Source organism: Vreelandella xerophytica (assembly GCF_968048975.1).
In genome coordinates, this window is the sequence record NZ_OZ309106.1 from 1179958 (window position 1) to 1200492 (window position 20535).

Here is a 20535-nt window from a genome sequence, read left to right on the forward strand (position 1 = left end):
CCTGTCGTCATGGCGATGGCAATACGGAATATGCTGAGGAGGGCGCTATCAGCATAAGCTCTATCAGCATAAGCTCTGTTAACATGAGCGCTTTACAGTGCGCCTTTTCCAAAGGAGCGAAACCCGTCTAGCTCAGGAGCGTGTCATGCCCGTTTCAAAAGATTTCCTGATCGCCCCCTCGATCTTGTCCGCCAACTTCGCTCGGCTGGGCGAAGAGGTGGACAACGTACTGGCCGCAGGGGCCGATATCGTGCATTTCGATGTAATGGACAACCATTACGTGCCCAATCTGACCATCGGCCCCATGGTGTGCAAGGCGCTTCGCCAGCACGGCGTTACCGCGCCGATCGACGTGCACTTGATGGTCAAGCCCGTGGACCGGATGATCAGCGATTTTATCGATGCCGGGGCGAGTTACATCACCTTTCACCCGGAAGCCTCCGAGCATATCGATCGTTCGCTGCAGCTGATCCGCGATGGTGGCTGCAAGGCGGGTCTGGTATTCAACCCGGCCACGCCGCTTGCGTATCTGGACTACGTGATGGACAAGGTCGACATGGTGCTGTTGATGAGCGTCAACCCGGGCTTCGGCGGGCAGTCGTTCATTGCGTCGACACTGGATAAACTACGGGAAGCCCGCCGGCGCATCGATGCATCCGGACAAGATATTCGCCTGGAAGTCGATGGTGGGGTCAAGGCCGATAACATCGCCCGGATTGCCGAGGCAGGAGCGGATACGTTCGTGGCGGGCTCGGCCATCTTCAGCGCCCGCCAGGCCAGTGACCCTCACGGGTACGATTCGGTCATCCGCTCTCTTCGCCAGGCCCTGGGGTCTCTCAAGAGCCACGATCAATGAAGCTTCATTCGGGGTTTCAGATAGCGGTTTAACTTATCCACAACCCAGGTGAGTCCTGTCCTGGGCGCGCCGTGGATCGAGACCTGATGCATGCGGTAGAGCGAGGCGTAGGCATTTCGCGCAAGCCAGCCCTCCAGAAAGAGACCGCGTGAGGCGCCGCCCCGCATCAGGTTGCCGACCGCATCGTAGCGGGCAAGCGATACCAGAGAGCCCTTATTGCGGAATTTGAAAGGCTTGAGCGGCTTGCCTTCCAGCACTTTGCCGAGGTTTTCGGCCAGCACGCCCGCCTGCTGGCGCACGGCTTGCGCCGTCGGCGGGACGGTCGAGTCGTCCTCCTGGGGGCAACTGGCACAATCCCCCATGGCGAAAATGCTCGGGTCGTCCACGCTTTGCATGGTCTGCGCAACGCATACCTGGTTTTTCTTGTTCACCGTAAGCCCCAGCTCGGCGAGAAAATCCGGCGCCTTGATCCCCGCGGCCCATACGTTGAGGTCAGTTTCGATGACCTCGCCTTCGTCGGTGACCAGCTGGTTCTCCTGAGCCTCTTGAATGGCGGTCTCCAGGTGAAGATTGATGCCCAGCTTTTCAAGCTCCTGGTGAACGGTCTGGCTGACCCGCTCGGAAAGCGCGGGGAGTATGCGCGGGGCGGCCTCGATCAGGTGAATGCTGATCTGGTTGTCATCGACGTCGGTCACGCCGTAGGCGTTGAGCAGGCGAGTGACATCCAAAAGCTCGGCCGCAAGCTCTACGCCGGTGGCGCCCGCGCCAACGATACCCACGCTCAGTGTCGTGTGCTCGCGAAGTGTCGGGTCGGTGTAGCGCAGAAAGGTGTTGATCATGTCGCGCTGAAAGGCCTTGGCCTGCTGGGGCGAGTCGATAAAGTGACAGTGCTCGGCGACACCTTTCGTGCCGAAATCGTTCGATACGCTACCCAGGGAGAGCACCAGATAGTCGTAGGTGAGCGTACGTTCGGGCAGCACTTCCTCGCCATCTTCATCCAGAATGGGAGCAAGATCGAGGGTCTTGCTGTCGCGGTCGAGACCTGCCAGCGAGCCGCGCTGGTAACGGTAGCCGTGAGTGCTGGAGTGGCCGCGAAAGTCGACCTCATCCATGGTGGAGTTCAAGATGCCGGTCGCAAGTTCATGCAACAAGGGCTTCCAGACATGCGTGGCGCTGCGATCCAGCAGCACGATTTCGGCGCGTTTTTTCTTGCCCAGCGTATGTCCCAGGCGCGTGGCCAGGGCAAGGCCCCCCGCGCCGCCGCCGACAATCACAATCCTTGGTATGGCCATCAGCTTCTCCTTGGCAAACGAATTCCTTGCGAATGTATTCTGACAAACCTGGCTCTAGCATAGTGGGTTCTCGTGGCTCTGACGAATGCCTGGTCTGGGTCGTCAGGCACGTCTACCCGGAATGCCTTGCCCGGCTTGCTTGCGATATCCTCCATCAATGATTCAATCTTTCATCACGATCCAATGTCATCAATGACCCAAGGAGCTGGCGTGTGCACTCTATCCTGACGGATAAACGATTGATCGCTTTTGACCTGGACGGCACGCTGATCGATTCAGTGCCGGATCTTGCCGTGGGTGTCCAAAAAGCCCTGGCCGAGGTGGAACTGCCCGGCCCTGAAGAGGTGCTGGTGCGTGACTGGGTAGGCAACGGTGCTCCAAAGCTCATCGAGCGCGCACTGACCTGGGCTCTGAGCAAGCCTCCGGAACCCACGCTCGTGTATACGGCTTTCAACGCCTTCCTGCGTCACTACGGTGAGGCGCCCCATGCGCGCACCCGGCTCTACGACGGGGTGAAGGAGGCACTTGATGCGCTTGAACAGGCAGGGTTTGTGCTGGTGCTGATCACCAACAAGCCCGAGCGATTCATCGCACCGATTCTCGAGCATTTCGAGCTTTATGCGCATTTTGCGCTGTGTATCGGGGGCGATACGCTAAGCGAGAAAAAGCCCAGCGGCCTGCCGCTTCTGCATGCCGCCGAAGTGCTGGGTATCGCACCTAGCGCCTGTGTGATGGTAGGAGACTCCAAGCACGATATTCAGGCAGGCCAGGCAGCAGGATTCAGCACCGTGGCGCTTCCCTACGGGTACAATCACAACGAGCCTGTCGAGGCGAGCCATCCAGATGTGTGTATCGATTCGCTCGCTGCCCTGGTCGATTGATTCAAGGCCGGGCGCCGCCGAGTGCTTTATGAAGCAGCTCAGCGTTATAGCTGAGCATGGCCGGGTAGTTATAGGCGGGGCTGTCCGAATCGCCCAGGGCATCCACATAAAGCGGGCCGGCCAGGGCGATGTTGCTTTCGCGCGAAAGCGCATCCATGTGAATGAAGGGCGTGGTGCTCTCGTAAAAAAGGGCCGACGGGCGGGTCTGGGTCAGCCACTCGCTCATGGTCGCCATGTCAAAAGCGCTGCCCAGGGTTTCACTGTTGCTGCCCCAGATGGCGGCGTACTGAAAATTGAATGCCCGGGCGAAGTAGCCCATGCCGGCTTCGCTGGTGACAAGAACGCGGTTGGTTTGCGGGATACCCTGCAAGCGCTCCTGGATACGCTCAGCGAGCATGGCAAGTGACTGGCGCGTTTCCTCGGCCCGGGCGTTGAACGCCGCTTCTTTTTCCGGGTAGTGCTGGGCAAGCGTTCGCGCGATCACATCGATATAGGCGCTGGCGCCTGCCGGGTCCATCCACATATGCGGATCAATACCGCCTGCGTGGCGTCCTGCCGGGATGGGCAGCGCCTCTATGTCTGCTCGTTCGGCAATCGCCTTCAGGCGCAGTTGCTGGTCGGCCATCGCTTCGACGTGTCTGAGCCAGGGCTCAAGACCAAACCCGTTGTAAAAGACGATATCGGCCTCTTCGATGGCCAGCACATTGGGTGGGGTCAACTCCCAGCGGTGGACATCCTGGCCGCGGGGCACGATGGTGGACACGCTGACATCATCACCTGCAATGCGGCGCACCAGATCGCCGATGACTGAAAACGAGGCAATCACTTTGAACGAGGGATTGGCCAGGCTGGGCGAGGCCAACAGTAGCGAGCCGACCATCAGCAGGCACCCCCAGATTGCTCGTTGCTTCATTGCGTTGTCCTTCAATTCAAAAAGTGGCAAATCATAATGATTGCGCGGATGGGTTGCCAGCTCCGCTCAAGACGTTCTGCGTCACTAGTATAGAAAAAGCCATCGATCGTCGTTGATCTTGATCAATCCCTTGGCACTGCAACCCGTCACCGGGTTAGGGTATCATCGTTTTTTACCGATTGATCAGTGTGATGGAGTGAGCGTGGCGATGGCGCAATATACACAGCGTGTGCTGATGATCGATAACTACGATAGCTTCACGTTCAATATCGTTCAGTATCTAAGCGAGCTGGGTGCCGAAGTCGCCACATACCGACACGATGCTATCAGCCTCGAGCAGATCCGCACGCATGCCCCGACGCACCTGATGATCTCGCCCGGGCCTTGTACGCCCAACGAAGCGGGAATCTCGCTTGCGGCCATCGAGCACTTCGCCGGTCGTCTGCCCATTTTGGGAGTGTGCCTGGGCCACCAGGCCATCGGCCAGGTCTTTGGCGCCCGGGTGGTGCGTGCGCCCAGGGTGATGCACGGCAAGACCTCGCGCATCGAGCATACCGGTCAAGGCGTTTTTCGCGCGCTTGAAACGCCTTTGGAAGTCACCCGGTATCACTCGCTGGTGGTAGAGCGCGAAAGCCTGCCGGCGTGTTTTGAGGTAACGGCCTGGACGGGGGAGGCGGACGAGACGCCTGGGTTGATCATGGGCTTGCGTCATCGAACGCTTGATATCGAAGGAGTGCAGTTTCATCCTGAGTCGATACTGACCCGACAGGGCCACGCGCTTTTAGCGAACTTTCTGCAACGCACTTGATTGCTTAATATTCACGTTTAGAGGCTTTTGTGTTCATGCAAATGCGAGACGCCATCAATGCGGTCATGCGCCGCGAAGATCTATCTTTTGACGCCATGCGCACGCTGATGCACCAGATCATGACCGGCGAAGCCTCGGACGCCCAGATCGGTGGTCTGCTGGTCGGGCTCTCCATGAAAGGGGAGAGCGCCACCGAGATCAGCGCCGCCGCCCAGGTGATGCGCGACTTGATGCGTCCGGTCGCGCTCACCGCCGAGAACGTGGTGGACATCGTCGGCACCGGCGGCGACGGCGCGAATCTCTTCAACGTCTCCACCGCCTCGAGCTTCGTGGCCGCTGCGGCCGGCGCCCATGTGGCCAAGCACGGCAATCGTAGCGTCTCCTCCTCATCGGGCAGCGCGGATCTTTTCGATATCGCCGGTATTTACCTGGACTTGTCGCCGGAGCAGGTGGCGCGCTGTATCGAGCAGGTCGGCGTCGGCTTCATGTTCGCCCCGAACCACCACCCGGCGATGCGTTACGCGATCGGCCCGCGCCGCGAAATGGGCGTGCGGACACTGTTCAATATTCTAGGGCCCTTGACCAACCCCGCCAGCGCTCCCAACCAGGTGCTGGGCGTTTACGCCCCGGAGCTTGTGCCGCTGATGGCCGAGGCGCTCAAGAAACTGGGCAGCCGCCACGTGATGGTGGTGCACTCGGAAGATGGCCTCGACGAGATATCGCTGGCCGCTCCGACGCAGGTTGCCGAGCTAAAAGACGGCGCTATTCACGAGTACACGATCACCCCGGAAGAGCTCGGTATCGAGCGCCAAAGTCTGGCCACTTTGAAAGCGGCCACCGCCGAAGATAGCCTGCGTCTGGTCAAGGCTGCCCTGGTCGGCGACGGCCCCGAGGCGGATATCGTCGCACTCAACGCAGGGGCGGCGCTTTACTGCGCGGGAGTGGCGGATACCTTGAAAGAAGGGGTCATCGTTGCCCAGGACGCCCAGGCCTCCAAACTGCCGCTCGAAAAGCTCCGTGAGCTTTCACACTTCACCAGCGTGTTTAAAGGGTAAATCCATGAATCGCCAAGCCACGCCCACCATCTTGACGCGCATTCTGGACCGCAAGGATCAGGAAGTCGCCACTCGCCAACAGGCGGTTTCCGAGCACGACCTGCTCGCGCTTGCCGCCCGGCAAAGCGCCCCACGCGGTTTCATCGACGCCCTGAACCGGCGTATTCTGGCGGGCGACCCGGCCATCATCGCCGAGGTGAAGAAGGCTTCACCTTCAAGAGGGGTCATCCGCGAGGCGTTCGACCCCGCCGTGATCGCCCAAAGCTATGAAGCGGGCGGAGCGGCGTGTCTGTCGGTGCTCACCGACGCCGACTTCTTCCAGGGCCACGAAGACGACCTGATCGCGGCGCGAAACGCCTGCACTCTGCCGGTGATCCGCAAGGATTTCATCACCCACGGCTACCAGGTCACCGAGGCCCGGGCCATCGGCGCCGACTGTATCCTGCTGATCGTGGCAGCCCTTGATGATGACACGCTCAAGCGTCTACACCAGCAGGCGGGCGAGCTTGGCATGGATGTGCTGGTCGAGGTGCACAGCGCCGAGGAGTTGACCCGGGCGCTGGCACTCAACCTGAAACTGGTGGGCATCAACAACCGCAACCTGCACACCTTCGAGACCGATCTTGAAACGACGCTGTCGCTTTTGTCGTGTATTCCCGATGATGTGACGGTAATCACCGAGTCCGGCATCCTGACCCGAGATGACGTGGCCAGAATGCGCGAGAACAAGGTGAACGGTTTTCTCGTGGGCGAGGCATTCATGCGCCAGGATGACCCCGGCCTCGCCTTGAATCAGCTCTTCTTTTGACCCCTTCGCATATCGTTTAGGCGGGCTCGGCGCTTTTAAGACAGCTTAAAAGCGCTTGCAACGGGTGGGCCAGCGTCTGCTCGGAATAGCGCTTGACCTGACTGCGACAGGAGTACCCGGTCGCCAGAAGCTTTCCGACATTCACCTCGGCCTCCACCTGGGGCTGCCAGGACTGGGCATAGATCACTTTCGACGTGGCCGCGTTGCGGGTTTCATGACCGTAGGTGCCGGACATTCCGCAGCAGCCCGTCGCCATCAAATCGAGCTTTAACCCAAAGGCGGCGAATACCTGCTGCCAGGCCTTGGGGCTGCCCGGGGCGTTGGTCTTTTCGGTGCAGTGGGAAAGAAGCTTGAAGCCCGGGTCCTTCATCGCGGCCTTGAAGGGGGTCAGGGTGTGGGTTTGGGTGGCAAGCCACTCCTGAAGCATCAACACCTGGGGCACGGCGTCCGGGCCCAGGGCTTTGACGTACTCCTGGCGGTAGGTCAGCGTCATCGCCGGGTCGATGCCGACGAAGGGAATGTCGAACTCCGCAAGGGCGCGCAGGCGCTTGGCCTGTTTCTCGGCGGTGCGCTCGAAGGCGCCCAGAAACCCCTGCACCTGCAGGGGTTTACCGTTGGCACTAAACGGCAGCACGAACACGCGAAACTCCAGCCGAGCCAGAAGTTCCACCACGTCCAGCACCAGGTCCGCTTCCATGTGGGTCGTGAAGGCGTCCTGAACCAGGATGACGCTTTTCGCCCGCTGGCGTTCGGTCAATAGCGCCAGGGCGGTAGGCGTTGCTTTGGCTACCCCCCAGGCGCGTAGCTGTTTTTTCACGCTGGCCCGCGAAAGCGTCGGGGTGTCACTCATGCCGATGGTGCGGCGCATGAAGCGCTCCATCCAGCGCTTTTCGATCACCGCGTTATAAAGCGGCGTCATTTTGGCAAGCCAGGGCAGGGTGAACTCGGTGGCGCCGATCACGTAGTCGCGCACCGGGCGCAGGTAGCGGCCATGGTAGACCTCGAGAAACTGCGAGCGAAACTGCGGCACGTTGACCTTCACCGGGCACTGTCCCGCGCAGGACTTGCACGCCAGGCAACCGGCCATGGCATCGTACACCTGGTGGGAGAAATCATGGTGCTGCTCGCGGCTGAACGTGTTGGCAACACGTTTGGGCAGGCTTTTGATAAAGCCCAGGCGCCCCTCGGCTTTTTTCTTGCGCGACTCTTCGACCACGTCGATACCGGCCCGGGACTGCAGGCGCAGCCACTCGCGTACCAGGCTCGCCCGGCCCTTGGGCGAGTGAATCCGGTCGCGGGTCGCCTTCCAGGAGGGGCACATCGGGTCATCGACATCGTAGTTGTAGCAGGCGCCGTTGCCGTTGCAGTACACCGCGGCGTCATACGCCTGCCAGGCACGCTCGTCGATGGTGCGATCGAGCTCGCCGCGAAGCGCCACGCCGTCGATGGCTAAAAGATCCGGGTCGCGGTCGACGGCGATCAGCGCGCTCTCTTTCAAGGGCGTGGCGATCTTGCCCGGGTTGAGCTGGTTGTGCGGATCGAAGGCGGCCTTGATCTTTTGCAGGCTAGGGTAGAGCTCGCCGAAGAATTTGGGCGAGTACTCCGAGCGCATTCCCTTGCCGTGCTCACCCCAAAAAAGCCCGCCGTACTTTTGGGTCAGCGCGGCGACCTCATCGGAAAGCTCGCGAATCAGCGCTTGCTGGGCCGGGTCTTTCATGTCCAGCGCCGGGCGTACGTGCAGCACGCCGGCGTCCACGTGGCCGAACATGCCGTAGTCGAGGCCGTGGGCGTCCAAAAGCGCGCGAAACTCGCCGATATAATCCGCCAGGTGCTCCGGCGGCACCGCGGTGTCCTCGACAAAAGGCAGCGGGCGCTTCTCGCCCTGGACGTTACCGAGTAGCCCCACCGAGCGCTTGCGCATGCCGTACACCGTGGCGGTCTGCGCGCGGCCCAGCGCCTGAGTGTAGCCCAAGCGGGTAACCGTCGCGTCACCGGCCAGGTGCTCGCAAAACGTCGCTACGCGCTCTTCGAGGCGCGTTTCATCGTCGTCGCTGAACTCGATCAGGTTGATGCCGCCAACCGGGATATCGCCTTCGGGGAAGAACTCGGCCACGCTGTCCCAGACGAAATCCTCCATGGCAAGCTTCAGCACCGTGTCGTCGATGGTCTCGATCGAGGTGGGGCGGGCGGTGCTTGCCATCAACGCCTTGGCGTCGCGCAGTGCCTCCATGAAACCTGGGTAGCGCACGTTGACCAGGGTGGTGTGCGGGGGGATCGGCAGCACGTTGAGCACCGCTTCGCTCACGAAGCCAAGCGAGCCTTCGCCGCCGCAGAGGAGGCTATTCAGGTTGAGCTGGCCCCGGGCATCGCGCAGGTGGGCCAGGTCATAGCCGGTCAGGCAGCGGTTGAGCGGGGGGAAGGTGGCGTCGATCAGTTCGCGCTGCCCGTCGATGATCTCGACGGCGGCGCGGTGAACGCGCCCCAGCACGCCGGGGTCTTGTAGGGCGTTTGCCTCGTCGTCGGCGCTTAGCGGCTGGCTATGCAAGTGCGCGCCGCCCAGCAATACGGTATCGAGTTCCAGCACATGGTCGCGGGTCTTGCCGTAGACGCAGCTGCCCTGGCCGCTGGCATCGGTGGCGATCATGCCGCCGATGGTGGCGCGATTGGAGGTGGAAAGCTCCGGGGCAAAGAAAAGCCCGTAAGGCCTGAGCGCGGCGTTGAGCTGGTCTTTCACCACGCCGGCCTGAACGCGGACGCGGCGGTTTTCAACGTCGATGTCGACAATACGGTTCATGTGGCGGGAAAGGTCCACCATCAGCCCATCGGTCAACGACTGCCCGTTGGTGCCCGTGCCGCCTCCGCGCGGCGTCAGCACGATATCCCGGTAGGGCAGCTCAAAGGCCAGCTTGGTGAGGCGCTCGAGATCTTCGGCGTGCCGGGGAAACACTACCGCCTGGGGCTGGCGCTGGTAGATGGAGTTGTCGGTTGCCAACACCGTGCGGTTGGCGTAATCCGGAGCAATCTCTCCCTCGAAGCCACGGGAGGCAAGCGCCTCGAGAAAGCGAACGTACTGGGCGCCCAGCTTTGAAAACGGGGCCTTACGCGAATCAAGCGATGCAATCATAGTGGGTCAAACCGTCACTGCGGGGCGGATAAAAGAGGCACCCTACTTTACCGCAGCGAGGGCTTTGCTGCATCTTCGTCACGTCTGCGCCAGTGTCTTGCAAAAAAAAGCGTTCAGGTGGTCGATAACGTCGCTCAGCCCCGGCACTTCGGCCAGGTCATGGCCCCCGTAGCCCCCCGCCGCGCTTTTGCCTACAATGGAGGCCTTTATCGCGGCCCACAGGGGCGCGTTTTACTGAATCAGGCCAAGGGATACCTCATGCTCGATCCGAAACTGCTGCGCGGTGATCTTGAAGCGACTGCGCAACAACTGGCCCGGCGGGGCTATGAACTGGATACAGCGGCACTTCAGGCGCTGGAGTCGCGCCGCCGCGAACTGCAGACGCAGACCGAGCAGCTGCAAAACGAACGCAACACGCGCTCCAAGGCGATTGGCAAGGCGAAAGCCAGCGGCGAAGATATCCAGCCTTTACTCGATGAGGTGAGCGATCTGGGTGAACGGCTGGATAATGCCAAGAGCGAGCTGGCCACGGTACAGGAGCAGTGGGAGGTCGCCATCAGCGGCATCCCCAATCTGCCCCACGAGAGCGTGCCGGAAGGTAAGAGTGAAGAGGACAACGTCGAGCTTCACCGTTGGGGGACGCCGCGCACCTTTGATTTCGAGGTGCTCGATCACGTCGATCTGGGCAAGAAATCAGGTTATCTGGATTTCGAGCTTGCCTCGAAGCTCACCGGGGCGCGGTTTGCGGTGATGCGCGGACCCATCGCCCGGCTGCACCGGGCGCTGGCGCAGTTCATGCTCGACACCCAGACCGAAAAGCACGGCTACGAAGAGTGCTATGTGCCGTACATGGTGAACCGGGATTCGTTGATGGGGACGGGGCAGCTGCCGAAATTCGGCGAGGACCTCTTCAAGCTCGACGACGAGCGCGAATATCACCTTATCCCGACCTCCGAGGTGCCGCTGACCAACTTCGTGCGCGATGAGATCGTGGATCAAGCGGCGCTGCCTTTGAAACTGACAGCTCACACGCCCTGTTTTCGTAGTGAAGCGGGCTCTCATGGGCGCGATACCCGTGGCATGATTCGCCAGCACCAGTTCGATAAAGTCGAAATGGTGCAGATCGTGGAGCCCGAAAAGAGCTACGCGGCCCTGGACGAAATGCGTGGCCACGCCGAGGCGATCCTGCAGGCGCTCGAGCTGCCTTATCGTGTCGTGACGCTGTGCACCGGGGATATGGGGTTTGGCGCGGCGAAAACGTTCGATCTGGAAGTCTGGCTGCCTAGCCAGCAGACGTTTCGCGAGATCTCGTCGGTCTCCAACTGCGAGGATTTCCAGGCCCGGCGCATGCAGGCGCGCTTTCGCCAGCCGGATGTGAAAAAGCCCCAGCTGCTTCATACCCTGAACGGCTCGGGTCTGGCAGTGGGGCGTTGTCTTCTGGCGGTGATGGAGAATCACCAGCAGGCGGATGGCTCGATCGTTATTCCTGAGCCGCTTCGTCCCTATCTGGGCGGCCTGGAGCGCCTTGCTCTGTAAGTGCCCATTCGACGCTCACCCCGGCATCGATACGAATGATGCCGGGGCGGTAGTCGCTAAAGGTCTCTTCACTTGCGTCGCTTTCGGCGCGCATGGCCATCATGCGAGGCTGGAAAATCGGCGAATGGGTCTCTTCAATACGCTGTACCTGTCCAAGCTCGGCGTCCAGCGTACCGGCCATCAGCTCGGCTTTGTGGCGGGCCTTTTCCAGGGCGCTGACCAGTGCTTCGTCGGTGGCGGCTTCACGGTCCTGAAGGTCGAACTGAACGCCGTCAAGCGCATTGACCCCCGCGTCGATGAGGGCGTTCAGCACATCGCTCAGCTGCTCCAGGTCGGCAAGCTCCACGTTGAAGGGGCGCTCGACCCGAGTGCGCATCATCAGTTCCTGGTCGTTATCGTTACGCAACTGGCCGACCTGCTCCTGATAAACGTTCAAGGAACCCGCGCTGATCGCGCGCTCGTCAAGCCCGGCTTGCTCCATTGCGTCGATCAACTGGCGCGAGCGCTCTTCCAGGCGCGCGCGCGCCTCTGTCAGAGCACGACTGTCGCTATCTTCCATCGAGGACACCGCTGGCGTATTTTCCCAGAGACGTGCGGAAAGGGTGGCCTTGTCGGGGGCCACTTCCACCCAGGATTGGGCCTGAACGCTCAAGCTGGGGCTTGGCTGGTGGGGCGGCGCTGCGTAAATCGTCGGCGCGCAAAAAAGCGCCACGAGGGCCGTGGCCATGAGAGGATAGCGAAGCTTTCTGAACGAACGGGCATAAGGGTTTAGAGTCATCGAACCATTCCTTGCAAGAGCGCTGGGTAGGTGAAGAGCTGCGAGTCGGCTGGCGGCCGGTCAGTACGTTTGTTTGAAGGGCCCGGTGAGGATAAGTTCACCGCTCAAGAACAGTCGAAAACAATTGCTTGATGTTTGCATCGTTTGTGCATTATGTCTTCAGCAGCCATTATATAGAGATAAAATAAGGATCGAGCCATGCAGAATTTGTCGGATAAGGATTATCGCAGCATCCCCTTGAATGCCACCCTTGCGATTGCAGCGCTGGTGGTCATTGTCACGGGAATGAAACTGGGCTCGGATCTGCTTGTGCCACTGCTGCTGGCAATCTTTATCGCCGTGGTGTGCACCTCGCCGGTACACTGGCTGCATCGCCATGGCGTGGATATGCGTATGGCGGCCTTCATCACCATTCTGGTACTGGTGGCCTTTTTTCTGCTGATCGGGGTGCTGGTGGTCAATAGCTTCAGCACGTTCATCGAAGCGTTGCCGGATATCGAGGCGCGCCTTTACGAGCATTACTGGAGCTTGCTCAATACGCTGGCCGCTCAAGGCTTTGCCATCGATCCAGATCAGGTCAGTAACGCCCTGGCGATGGATGATGAGGGTTCCTGGGTGGCCATGCTGCTCAGCGAGATCGGCTCGTTCGTGATGCAGGGTGGTATCGTCGCGCTGCTGGTAGTCTTCATGTTGTTCGAGACGCTCAATTTTCGCGCCAAGGTATCCCGAGCGCTTGAAAACCCCGCGCCCAGCCTCAAGCGGTTCAGCGAGTTCAGCGTGACGCTCAAGCGCTATCTGGCGGTCAAGACGATGATCAGCCTGGCCACCGGTGTACTGGTATGGCTTTCGTGTCTGATGATCGGCGTGGAATTTCCGCTGCTCTGGGGGGTGCTGGCCTTTGCGCTCAACTTCATTCCCAATATCGGTTCTGCGCTGGCGGCCGTGCCGCCGGTGCTATTGTTGCTGGTGGCGCAGGATGGGGGCGTGCTGCAAGCGCTACTGCTGGCCTCGGCCTATCTTGCCATCAACTTCGTGCTGGGAAATCTGATCGAACCACGGGTGATGGGACAGGCGCTGGGCCTGTCTACCTTTGTGGCGTTTTTGTCGCTGGTGGTATGGGGGTGGATCTTCGGCGCCGCGGGCATGCTGCTGTCGGTGGTGCTGACCATGACGCTCAAGATCGCGCTCGACAGCCATCCGCAGACGCGCTGGATGGCGCATTTGCTGGGCCCGGGAACCCGTCAGCTGAAAAGAAGTGCCCGTCACGCCGGCAGTGCAAGAAAGCCGCCCACCCAGCGTGAATACGCAGAGTGACGTGCAAAACGAAAGCTTGGGTCAGATAAAGATCGGTGGAGAGAAAATCGATGAAGAGAAAGAACGACGCAGAACAAGACTGAGGCAGGAAACATTCAAACAGGGAAGGTCAGGAAAAGGTCAACCGGCTAGAGGAGAGCTACCGCCTTGGCGGTAGCTCTGGATCAACTCAGGCGTTTTGATCGATAAACTGCGTCAGCTGTGACTTGGACTGGGCGCCCACCAGCGAGGCCACCTTGGTGCCAGACTTGAACAGCATGACCGTGGGAACGCCGCGCACGCCCTGTTCGGCGGCGATTTCCGGGGCGTCGTCAACGTTGACGCTCACCACCTTCAAACCTTCACCGCGCTCTGCGGCCACTTCGTCCACCACCGGGGCCATCACTTTACAAGGGCCGCACCAGGGCGCCCAGAACTTCAGCAGAACCGGCTGTTCGGCGTTGAGTACTTCTTGCTCGAAATTGGCGTTGGTAACATCCACATTAGTAGCCATTTGCATCTCCCGATTACGTTGCTCTTACGATTTCGTTGCCTTAACTGAGCAACGGCTATTACGCGATATAATAGCGCATTTTCATCGCGCCAGGTCGACCGATGGTAGCGCTCGCGAACAAGGCTGGCAAATTTATAGCGGCGGATCAGCGCAAGCCCAGAAAAATTAGCGCGTGCCTCACTTTCCCGTTTCTTATACTATAAGTGAATTATAGATCTTCTTTTTATTCATATTTAAGCGCTTTGCATTCATGGCAAAGAGCACTCGATCGTACAGTGCTCGCAACGTATGCACTGAACCTATGAACGCAACGTATACAGCGCGTAGAACGTATAAAGTGAGAGGAGACTTTCAAAGGGTCTTCTGGGGACGAAGGGTGAGGATATGAAGCTACAGCAACTTCGCTATATCTGGGAAGTCAACCGACACAACCTTAACGTATCGGCCACGGCTCAAAGCCTTTTCACGTCTCAGCCGGGGATTTCCAAACAGATTCGTCTTCTGGAAGACGAGCTGGGCGTGGAAATCTTTGCACGAAGCGGCAAGCATCTGACACGGGTGACCCCGGCGGGCCAGTCGATTATCGAGCTGGCGGGACAGGTGTTGAAACTGACCGAAAACGTGAAGCAGGTGGCCCAGGAGCACAGCGACGAGCGCCGGGGAAGCCTGGCCATTGCGACTACCCATACCCAGGCGCGCTACGCGTTGCCGCCGATAATCAGTGCCTTTACCCAGAAATATCCGGAAGTGGCGCTGCATATGCAGCAGGGCACGCCCAAGCAGATTGCACAGATGGTGAGTGAAGGCCAGGCCGATTTTGCCATCGCCACGGAGTCGCTGGAACTCTTCACCGATCTGATCCTGCTGCCATGCTATCGCTGGAACCGCTGCGTGCTGGTACCCAAGGAGCACCCCCTGGCCTCGCTGGAAGGCCCGCTGACCTTGCAGGCGCTGGCCGACCACCCCATCGTCACCTACGTGTTCGGTTTTACCGGCCGGTCTCAGCTGGATGATGCCTTCAAGGCCCAGGGACTGACGCCGAACGTGGTGCTCACCGCCGCCGACGCCGATGTGATCAAGACCTATGTGCGCTTGGGCATGGGCGTGGGGATCGTGGCGCACATGGCGTTTGACGCCGCACTCGACAGCGACCTGGTGGCGCTGGACGCAAGCCATCTGTTTGCCAGCTCGACCACCAAGATCGGCATTCGTCGAGGAACGTTCATGCGCGGCTACATGTACGATTTCCTTGCCCGCTTCGCTCCTCACCTGAACCGGGATCGTGTCGACGAGGCGCTACTGGTCGGGCCCCGTCACGAGCAGGCGTTGTTTGAAGGGATGGAGCTGCCCGAATACTAGGCCGCCAGCGGGCCTCCAGCGCCAGAAAACGCGATGACGCTGGTTGGCCAACGGTTCAGTGCTGCAGATGAAGACCGCATTCGCGCTTGTCTTCCACCTTGGTGGGATCGAAGTAGTCAAAGTTGTTGGGCAGGTCATGGGTCTGCAGATAGGTATACATGTCCTTCGCGCTCCAGTGAAGAAGCGGGGCCACCTTCAGAAGGCCGTCGCTGTTGCGGCTCAAGGGCTGCATCCTGGCGCGTTCGGGAGTGTCTTCGGCGCGCAGTGCGGTGAACCACACATCCGGGCGCATCTCCTTGAGTGCCCGCTCGAAGGGCTCGATTTTCACCTCTTTCGTAAAGGCGTCGTGACGTGGGTCGTCGATTCCCGGTAGCGCACCTTCAAGCGCTTCGCGATGGGCGCGGGTGCGCCGGGGCAGAAAGCTTACAATATTGAGGTTCAGGCGCTCGACGATCTCGTCGGCGCACCGGTAGGTGGCGTCGGTGTTGTAGCCGCTGTCCATCCACACGATGGGAATATCCGGGCGTACCTGGGTCACCATATGCAAGATGACCGCTTCAAAAGGACGGAAGTTGGTGGTGCAGATAGGCCGCACCCCCTGACTGAACGCCCATTCGACCAGGGCCTGGGGGTCATTGGCGTAATCACGATTGACGGCTTCTAACTCTGATGACATGCGGCCTCCCGCTCACTAGGTCTTTGACCCCTAGGCTATCAAAGAGAGCGGTCATACCCCCAATACCGTTTGGTTTGGCTTTTATATTGCTTTCAGGCCTTGAAAGTATCGTTGCTTATTCCAGTGCCCCGATCAGATGGCGAATCTTGTCGAGTGTCTCGGTGTACTCCTCGCCGGCTTTTGAATCCGCCACCAGTCCACCGCCGCCCCATACATGCAGTGTTTGATGGTCGGCGATCATGGTGCGAATGGCAATCGAGGTGTCCATATGGCCGCGCACGTCGATGAAGCCAAGGCTTCCGCAGTAGACGCTACGCTGGCAGGGCTCGAGTTCGTCGATGATTTCCATGGCACGGATCTTGGGTGCGCCGGTAATCGAGCCACCGGGAAAGGCTGCCTCGAGAAGCGACAGTGGCGAGTGGTCCGGGCTTAGCGTGCCCTGTACCACGCTTACCAGGTGGTGCACGTTGGGGTAGCTTTCGAGCACGCAGAGCTTGGGCACGTGAATGCTGCCAGGACGGCATACCCGGCCCAGATCGTTACGTAGAAGATCCACGATCATCACGTTTTCCGCCCGGTCTTTCACGCTGGCCAGAAGCGCTCTTGCGTGCGCGTGATCCTCTTCGAGTGTCGTTCCTCGTGGGCGGGTTCCCTTGATCGGGCGGGTCTCCACCTCGCCCTGGGCCACCTTGATGAAGCGCTCCGGTGAAAGCGAAAGCACCGCGCACCCGTCCCAGGCCATGAAGGCTGCAAAGGGGGTCGGGGTTGCCTCACGCAGGCGAACGTAGGCCTGCCATGCGTCTCCTTGAAAGGGGGCGCTCAGCCGCTGGGCCAGATTGATCTGATAACAATCTCCGGCGCGGATATAGCGCTGTACCGCATCGAAGCGCCGGGTATAGTCGTCTTGGTCGAGTTCGGCCTTGAACCCGCCGGTAAGCTGGAAATCCATCGCCTGGGGAGGGGGGGCGTCCAGCCATCGAGTGACGGCTTCACGGCGTGCTTCATCCGCTACCAGCCACGCTGTTCGGGCTTCGTGGTCGAGGGTGATACACCAGTCGTAAAGCCCGAGACGGGCAGCGGGCAATCGAGTGGCGCTGGGGTGGCGGCTTTCGATGCCCATCCGATGACGGCCGAACTCGTAGCTCCAGTACCCGATCAAGCCACCCAGAAACGGCAGGTCGTCGTCGATATCGGGGACGCACAGCGTGGTCAACAGCCACTCTTTCAATGCGAACGGGTCATCGCGCAAGGCGTCAGGCGCTGACAGTGTGGTGGACTCGAGATGGCATGTGCCGTCTGAATATACCTCGAGGGTGGCGATGGGATCACTGGTCACTATATCGAAACGGCCGGTAGTGGCGACAGGGCGGCCGCTATCCAGCAGAACGGCTGCCGGGCGATGTTTCAGGCGCGCAAAAAGTGCTAGCGGGTCCTGTGCATAGGGAAGAGCGGTTAAGGTGATCGCCGTGCTCATGGGTAAATGCCTTGCCGGTTGGGTCGGTCATTCTATTGAGCGCGCCGGCAAGAGGCCAGAGGCTTGGGGTCACGCGTTTTTCACGCGGTAAGCCAAGGCCTCGTTTATACAAGATTGTAGACACTCGAAGCGGTTCTCGGAGCCGTCTACAACCAAAGCTCTATATAAGGCCCCAGTTTGTCAGGTTGACGCTAAAAGAGCTGCAGGCTAAAGTGCTTTTAATTTCCAATTGTCGACAATTTTCCATGACTGTAATCACCAAAGCCGTTCAGGCCAGCTTCGAAAGCACCGATGAGCCGGTAACCCCGGAAGTGCGCACCCTGGCCGAGCGGGTGTTTCATCAGCTGCAAGGCGCCATCGTACGCGGTGAGCTCGCCCCCGGCAGCAAGATCACCGAGCCGGGGCTCTCCAAGACCTATGGTATTTCCCGCGGGCCGCTGAGGGAGGCGATGCGCCGTCTGGAAGCACATCGCCTGATCGAGCGCGTCCCTCACGTGGGGGCCCGAGTGGTCAAGCTCTCCATGAAGGAGCTTCTGGAGCTTTTCGATGTTCGTGAAGCACTTGAGAGCATGGCTGCACGTCTGGCGGCTGCGCATATGGGGCCTGAAGAGATCAAGGGACTAAGAGAGGTACTGGCCGTTCATGAAGGGCAGACCGATTTAAAGCGGGGCGAAGCCTATTACCAGCGCGAGGGGGACCTGGATTTTCACTACCGCATCGTGCAAGGCAGCCATAACAAGATGCTGATGAATCTGCTCTGCGACGACCTTTACTATCTGGTGCGCCTCTACCGCACCCAGTTCAGCGCCAGTGGCAAGCGCCCCCAGCGCGCCTTCGTCGAGCACCACCGCATCGTGGACGCCATCGAGGCGGGTGATGCCGAACTGGCCGAGCTCTTGATGCGCCGCCACGTCAGCGCCTCCCGCGAGAACGTCGCCGACCGCTACGCCGCCATGCTGGCAACCCCTGATGGCGGCGTTTGAAAGACGTCTTGTCGATAACAATATTCAAAACGATTAAAGGAAACCCCATGCCAACTCATGCATCCTCCGCTCTTACGCCCGGCGCGCGCTTCAGACGGGCGCTTGACCATCAGGCACCGCTGCCCATCCTGGGGACGATCAACGCCTACACCGCCATGCTGGCCGAACGGGTAGGGCATCAGGCCATTTATCTCTCCGGGGGCGGCGTGGCGAACGCCTCTTTCGGGCTACCGGATCTGGGCATGACCACCATGAACGATGTGGTCGAGGATGCTCACCGTATCTGCGGGGCGACTGATCTGCCGCTTCTGGTGGATATCGATACCGGCTGGGGCGGGGCGTTCAACATCGCGCGCACCGTCAAGGAAATGCAGCGCGCGGGCGTGGCGGCGGTACACATCGAGGATCAGGTAGCGCAAAAGCGCTGCGGCCACCGACCCAACAAGGCAATCGTTACCCAGGGTGAGATGGTCGATCGCATCAAGGCAGCGGTAGATGCGAAAACAGACCCCGACTTCTACCTCATCGCGCGCACCGACGCCTTCCAGAAGGAGGGCCTGGACGCCGCCATCGAACGGGCCAACGCCTGTATCGAGGCCGGCGCCGATGCCATCTTTGCCGAGGCGGTGCACACCCTGGAAGATTACCGGGCGTTTTGCCAGCGCGTCGACGCGCCGATTCTGGCCAACATCACCGAGTTCGGTGCCACGCCCTTGTTCACTCAAGCCGAGCTGGGGGAGGCGGGCTGTGCGATGGTGCTCTACCCGCTTTCGGCGTTTCGCGCCATGAACGCCGCCGCCCTCAAGGTCTACCAGAGCATCCTGCAAAACGGGCATCAAAAAGAGGTGCTCGACACCATGCAGACCCGAGACGAGCTTTACGACTTTCTGAACTATCACGATTTCGAGCAGAAGCTCGATGCGCTCTTTACCGAGCAGAATAACGCCCAGTAGCGCTGAAAACGTTCGATAACGGCAACACTCAATAACAGCAGCATTCGATAAAAGCACTATTCAATAACAATGAATTCCCAAGGACAAGGAGGCACACCATGGCTGATAAATCACTGGCAGGCGCCGGACTACGTGGTCAGAGCGCGGGCAGTACCGCGCTTTGCACCGTGGGCAAGACGGGTTCGGGGCTGACCTATCGGGGTTTTGATATCAAGGAGCTGGCCGAAAAGGCCCGGTTCGAAGAGGTGGCTTACCTTCTCTTGAAAGGCAAGCTGCCCAACCAGGCCGAGCTCGATCACTACGTTGAAAGGCTTCAAGGCCTGCGCGGGCTACCCGAGGCGCTCAAGACGGTGCTGGAAGAGATTCCCAGGGACGCCCACCCGATGGACGTCATGCGTACCGGCGTCTCGATGCTGGGTAACCTGGAAACCGAGGAGAGCTTCGATGAGCAGCAGGACGTGGCCGACCGTCTTCTGGCTGTGCTGCCGTCGATCATCTGCTACTGGTACCGCTATAGCCACGACGGCGTGCGCATCGATACCCAGACTGACGATATCTCGGTGGGCGGGCATTTCCTGAACATGCTGCGCGGCGAACCCGCCTCCGAACTTCATGCCCGGGTGATGAACGTATCACTGATTCTTTACGCCGAGCACGAGTTCAATGCCTCCACCTTTACCGCCAGGGTGTGCGCCTCGACGCTTTCCGACATGCACTCCTGCGTGACCGGGGCGATCGGCTCGCTCAGAGGCCCTCTGCACGGCGGGGCGAACGAGGCGGCCATGGCGATGATCGAACACTGGTCCTCGCCCGAGGAAGCCGAGCGCGAGATGCTCGGCAAGCTCGAGCGCAAGGAGAAGATCATGGGCTTTGGTCACGCCATTTACCGTGAGGTCGACCCGCGCAACGCCATCATCAAGCAGTGGTCGAAAAAGCTTGCCGAGGACGTGGGCGATACCACGCTCTACAGGGTCTCCGAGCGCTGCGAGGAGGTGATGTGGCGCGAGAAGAAGCTTTTCTGCAATGCGGATTTCTTCCACGCCAGCGCCTATCACTTCATGGATATTCCGACCAAGCTCTTCACGCCGATTTTCGTGATGTCGCGGTTGACCGGCTGGGCGGCGCACGTGTTCGAGCAGCGTGCCAACAATCGCATCATTCGTCCCAGCGCCGACTACACCGGCCCCGAGAAAAGCCAGTGGGTGCCGATCGACGCGCGTGACTAGGAGGTA

The 20535-nt window shown here is 60.2% G+C and carries 18 protein-coding genes; 11 read left to right on the forward strand and 7 right to left on the reverse strand.

Annotated features, from left to right (window positions below; all coding sequences use genetic code 11):
• Nucleotides 1–145 precede the first annotated feature (145 nt).
• Nucleotides 146–856, forward strand: coding sequence for a ribulose-phosphate 3-epimerase (rpe, locus tag ACWF8S_RS05625; protein ID WP_447555863.1), 711 nt, complete (start codon nt 146–148; stop codon nt 854–856).
• On the opposite strand, the gene ACWF8S_RS05630 is transcribed toward rpe, so the two are convergent.
• A complete protein-coding gene (locus ACWF8S_RS05630; RefSeq protein WP_447555864.1) occupies nt 850–2148 on the reverse strand; it encodes an NAD(P)/FAD-dependent oxidoreductase in 1299 nt (432 codons plus the stop codon). The two genes, rpe and ACWF8S_RS05630, sit on opposite strands and share 7 nt — an antisense overlap.
• A gap of 212 nt (nt 2149–2360) precedes the next feature.
• Here ACWF8S_RS05630 and ACWF8S_RS05635 point away from each other — a divergent pair, with 212 nt between their 5' ends.
• A complete protein-coding gene (locus ACWF8S_RS05635; protein ID WP_447555865.1) occupies nt 2361–3029 on the forward strand; it encodes a phosphoglycolate phosphatase in 669 nt (222 codons plus the stop codon).
• Between the two features lies 1 nt (nt 3030).
• On the opposite strand, the gene ACWF8S_RS05640 is transcribed toward ACWF8S_RS05635, so the two are convergent.
• The gene (locus ACWF8S_RS05640; protein WP_447555866.1) at nt 3031–3942 is read right to left on the reverse strand and encodes a metal ABC transporter solute-binding protein, Zn/Mn family; all 912 of its coding nucleotides are present in this window, start codon (nt 3940–3942) and stop codon (nt 3031–3033) included.
• 208 nt (nt 3943–4150) lie between these two features.
• Between ACWF8S_RS05640 and ACWF8S_RS05645 the strand changes: the two genes are divergently transcribed.
• From ACWF8S_RS05645 to trpC, 3 genes are read left to right on the forward strand one after another with little or no spacing between them, the layout of a single operon-like run.
• Nucleotides 4151–4750, forward strand: coding sequence for an anthranilate synthase component II (locus tag ACWF8S_RS05645; protein ID WP_447555867.1), 600 nt, complete (start codon nt 4151–4153; stop codon nt 4748–4750).
• Nucleotides 4751–4785: 35 nt separating this feature from the next.
• Nucleotides 4786–5805, forward strand: coding sequence for an anthranilate phosphoribosyltransferase (gene trpD / locus ACWF8S_RS05650; RefSeq protein ID WP_447555868.1), 1020 nt, complete (start codon nt 4786–4788; stop codon nt 5803–5805).
• A 4-nt stretch (nt 5806–5809) separates the two neighbouring features.
• The gene (gene trpC / locus ACWF8S_RS05655; protein WP_447555869.1) at nt 5810–6613 is read left to right on the forward strand and encodes an indole-3-glycerol phosphate synthase TrpC; all 804 of its coding nucleotides are present in this window, start codon (nt 5810–5812) and stop codon (nt 6611–6613) included.
• Nucleotides 6614–6629: 16 nt separating this feature from the next.
• On the opposite strand, the gene ydiJ is transcribed toward trpC, so the two are convergent.
• Nucleotides 6630–9737 carry a D-2-hydroxyglutarate dehydrogenase YdiJ gene (gene ydiJ / locus ACWF8S_RS05660; RefSeq protein WP_447555870.1) on the reverse strand — a complete coding sequence of 1036 codons (3108 nt, stop codon included), beginning with the start codon at nt 9735–9737 and terminating at the stop codon, nt 6630–6632.
• Nucleotides 9738–9995: 258 nt separating this feature from the next.
• Here ydiJ and serS point away from each other — a divergent pair, with 258 nt between their 5' ends.
• Nucleotides 9996–11273 (forward strand): serine--tRNA ligase, encoded by a 1278-nt coding sequence (gene serS, locus ACWF8S_RS05665; protein WP_447555871.1) that lies wholly within the window; start codon nt 9996–9998, stop codon nt 11271–11273.
• Here serS and ACWF8S_RS05670 read toward each other — a convergent pair.
• Nucleotides 11218–12051 (reverse strand): SIMPL domain-containing protein, encoded by an 834-nt coding sequence (locus ACWF8S_RS05670; protein ID WP_447555872.1) that lies wholly within the window; start codon nt 12049–12051, stop codon nt 11218–11220. The two genes, serS and ACWF8S_RS05670, sit on opposite strands and share 56 nt — an antisense overlap.
• A 198-nt stretch (nt 12052–12249) precedes the next feature.
• Between ACWF8S_RS05670 and ACWF8S_RS05675 the strand changes: the two genes are divergently transcribed.
• Nucleotides 12250–13365 (forward strand): AI-2E family transporter, encoded by a 1116-nt coding sequence (locus ACWF8S_RS05675; protein WP_447555873.1) that lies wholly within the window; start codon nt 12250–12252, stop codon nt 13363–13365.
• A 169-nt stretch (nt 13366–13534) separates the two neighbouring features.
• Here the strand turns inward: ACWF8S_RS05675 and trxA are convergent, their stop codons facing one another.
• A complete protein-coding gene (gene trxA / locus ACWF8S_RS05680) occupies nt 13535–13858 on the reverse strand; it encodes a thioredoxin (protein WP_447555874.1) in 324 nt (107 codons plus the stop codon).
• A 384-nt stretch (nt 13859–14242) separates the two neighbouring features.
• Here trxA and cysB point away from each other — a divergent pair, with 384 nt between their 5' ends.
• Complete coding sequence (gene cysB / locus ACWF8S_RS05685; protein ID WP_447555875.1) at nt 14243–15217, forward strand: HTH-type transcriptional regulator CysB; 975 nt, start codon at nt 14243–14245, stop codon at nt 15215–15217.
• A 55-nt stretch (nt 15218–15272) separates the two neighbouring features.
• Here cysB and ACWF8S_RS05690 read toward each other — a convergent pair whose 3' ends face one another.
• On the reverse strand, nt 15273–15893 hold the full coding sequence (locus ACWF8S_RS05690) for a phosphoadenosine phosphosulfate reductase domain-containing protein (RefSeq protein WP_447555876.1): 621 nt from the start codon (nt 15891–15893) through the stop codon (nt 15273–15275).
• Between the two features lie 115 nt (nt 15894–16008).
• Nucleotides 16009–17367, reverse strand: coding sequence for an aminodeoxychorismate synthase component I (gene pabB / locus ACWF8S_RS05695; protein ID WP_447555878.1), 1359 nt, complete (start codon nt 17365–17367; stop codon nt 16009–16011).
• Nucleotides 17368–17612: 245 nt separating this feature from the next.
• Here pabB and ACWF8S_RS05700 point away from each other — a divergent pair, with 245 nt between their 5' ends.
• The 3 genes from ACWF8S_RS05700 (at nt 17613) to prpC (ending at nt 20529) form a co-directional block, all read left to right on the forward strand.
• On the forward strand, nt 17613–18350 hold the full coding sequence (locus tag ACWF8S_RS05700) for a GntR family transcriptional regulator (RefSeq protein ID WP_447555879.1): 738 nt from the start codon (nt 17613–17615) through the stop codon (nt 18348–18350).
• Between the two features lie 47 nt (nt 18351–18397).
• Entirely contained in the window at nt 18398–19303 is a 906-nt protein-coding gene (gene prpB / locus ACWF8S_RS05705) for a methylisocitrate lyase (protein WP_447555880.1), read from the forward strand.
• A gap of 98 nt (nt 19304–19401) precedes the next feature.
• Nucleotides 19402–20529, forward strand: coding sequence for a bifunctional 2-methylcitrate synthase/citrate synthase (prpC, locus tag ACWF8S_RS05710; RefSeq protein WP_447555881.1), 1128 nt, complete (start codon nt 19402–19404; stop codon nt 20527–20529).
• Nucleotides 20530–20535 lie beyond the last annotated feature (6 nt).

What these genes read in the sequence shown, in the direction of transcription:
- rpe (WP_447555863.1), top strand. Translation starts at nt 146, where the DNA reads ATGCCCGTTTCAAAAGATTTCCTGATCGCCCCCTCGATCTTGTCCGCC.
- ACWF8S_RS05630 (WP_447555864.1), bottom strand. Translation starts at nt 2,148, where the DNA reads ATGGCCATACCAAGGATTGTGATTGTCGGCGGCGGCGCGGGGGGCCTT.
- ACWF8S_RS05640 (WP_447555866.1), bottom strand. Translation starts at nt 3,942, where the DNA reads ATGAAGCAACGAGCAATCTGGGGGTGCCTGCTGATGGTCGGCTCGCTA.
- ACWF8S_RS05645 (WP_447555867.1), top strand. Translation starts at nt 4,151, where the DNA reads ATGGCGCAATATACACAGCGTGTGCTGATGATCGATAACTACGATAGC.
- trpD (WP_447555868.1), top strand. Translation starts at nt 4,786, where the DNA reads ATGCAAATGCGAGACGCCATCAATGCGGTCATGCGCCGCGAAGATCTA.
- trpC (WP_447555869.1), top strand. Translation starts at nt 5,810, where the DNA reads ATGAATCGCCAAGCCACGCCCACCATCTTGACGCGCATTCTGGACCGC.
- ydiJ (WP_447555870.1), bottom strand. Translation starts at nt 9,737, where the DNA reads ATGATTGCATCGCTTGATTCGCGTAAGGCCCCGTTTTCAAAGCTGGGC.
- serS (WP_447555871.1), top strand. Translation starts at nt 9,996, where the DNA reads ATGCTCGATCCGAAACTGCTGCGCGGTGATCTTGAAGCGACTGCGCAA.
- ACWF8S_RS05670 (WP_447555872.1), bottom strand. Translation starts at nt 12,051, where the DNA reads ATGACTCTAAACCCTTATGCCCGTTCGTTCAGAAAGCTTCGCTATCCT.
- ACWF8S_RS05675 (WP_447555873.1), top strand. Translation starts at nt 12,250, where the DNA reads ATGCAGAATTTGTCGGATAAGGATTATCGCAGCATCCCCTTGAATGCC.
- trxA (WP_447555874.1), bottom strand. Translation starts at nt 13,858, where the DNA reads ATGGCTACTAATGTGGATGTTACCAACGCCAATTTCGAGCAAGAAGTA.
- cysB (WP_447555875.1), top strand. Translation starts at nt 14,243, where the DNA reads ATGAAGCTACAGCAACTTCGCTATATCTGGGAAGTCAACCGACACAAC.
- ACWF8S_RS05690 (WP_447555876.1), bottom strand. Translation starts at nt 15,893, where the DNA reads ATGTCATCAGAGTTAGAAGCCGTCAATCGTGATTACGCCAATGACCCC.
- pabB (WP_447555878.1), bottom strand. Translation starts at nt 17,367, where the DNA reads ATGAGCACGGCGATCACCTTAACCGCTCTTCCCTATGCACAGGACCCG.
- ACWF8S_RS05700 (WP_447555879.1), top strand. Translation starts at nt 17,613, where the DNA reads ATGACTGTAATCACCAAAGCCGTTCAGGCCAGCTTCGAAAGCACCGAT.
- prpB (WP_447555880.1), top strand. Translation starts at nt 18,398, where the DNA reads ATGCCAACTCATGCATCCTCCGCTCTTACGCCCGGCGCGCGCTTCAGA.
- prpC (WP_447555881.1), top strand. Translation starts at nt 19,402, where the DNA reads ATGGCTGATAAATCACTGGCAGGCGCCGGACTACGTGGTCAGAGCGCG.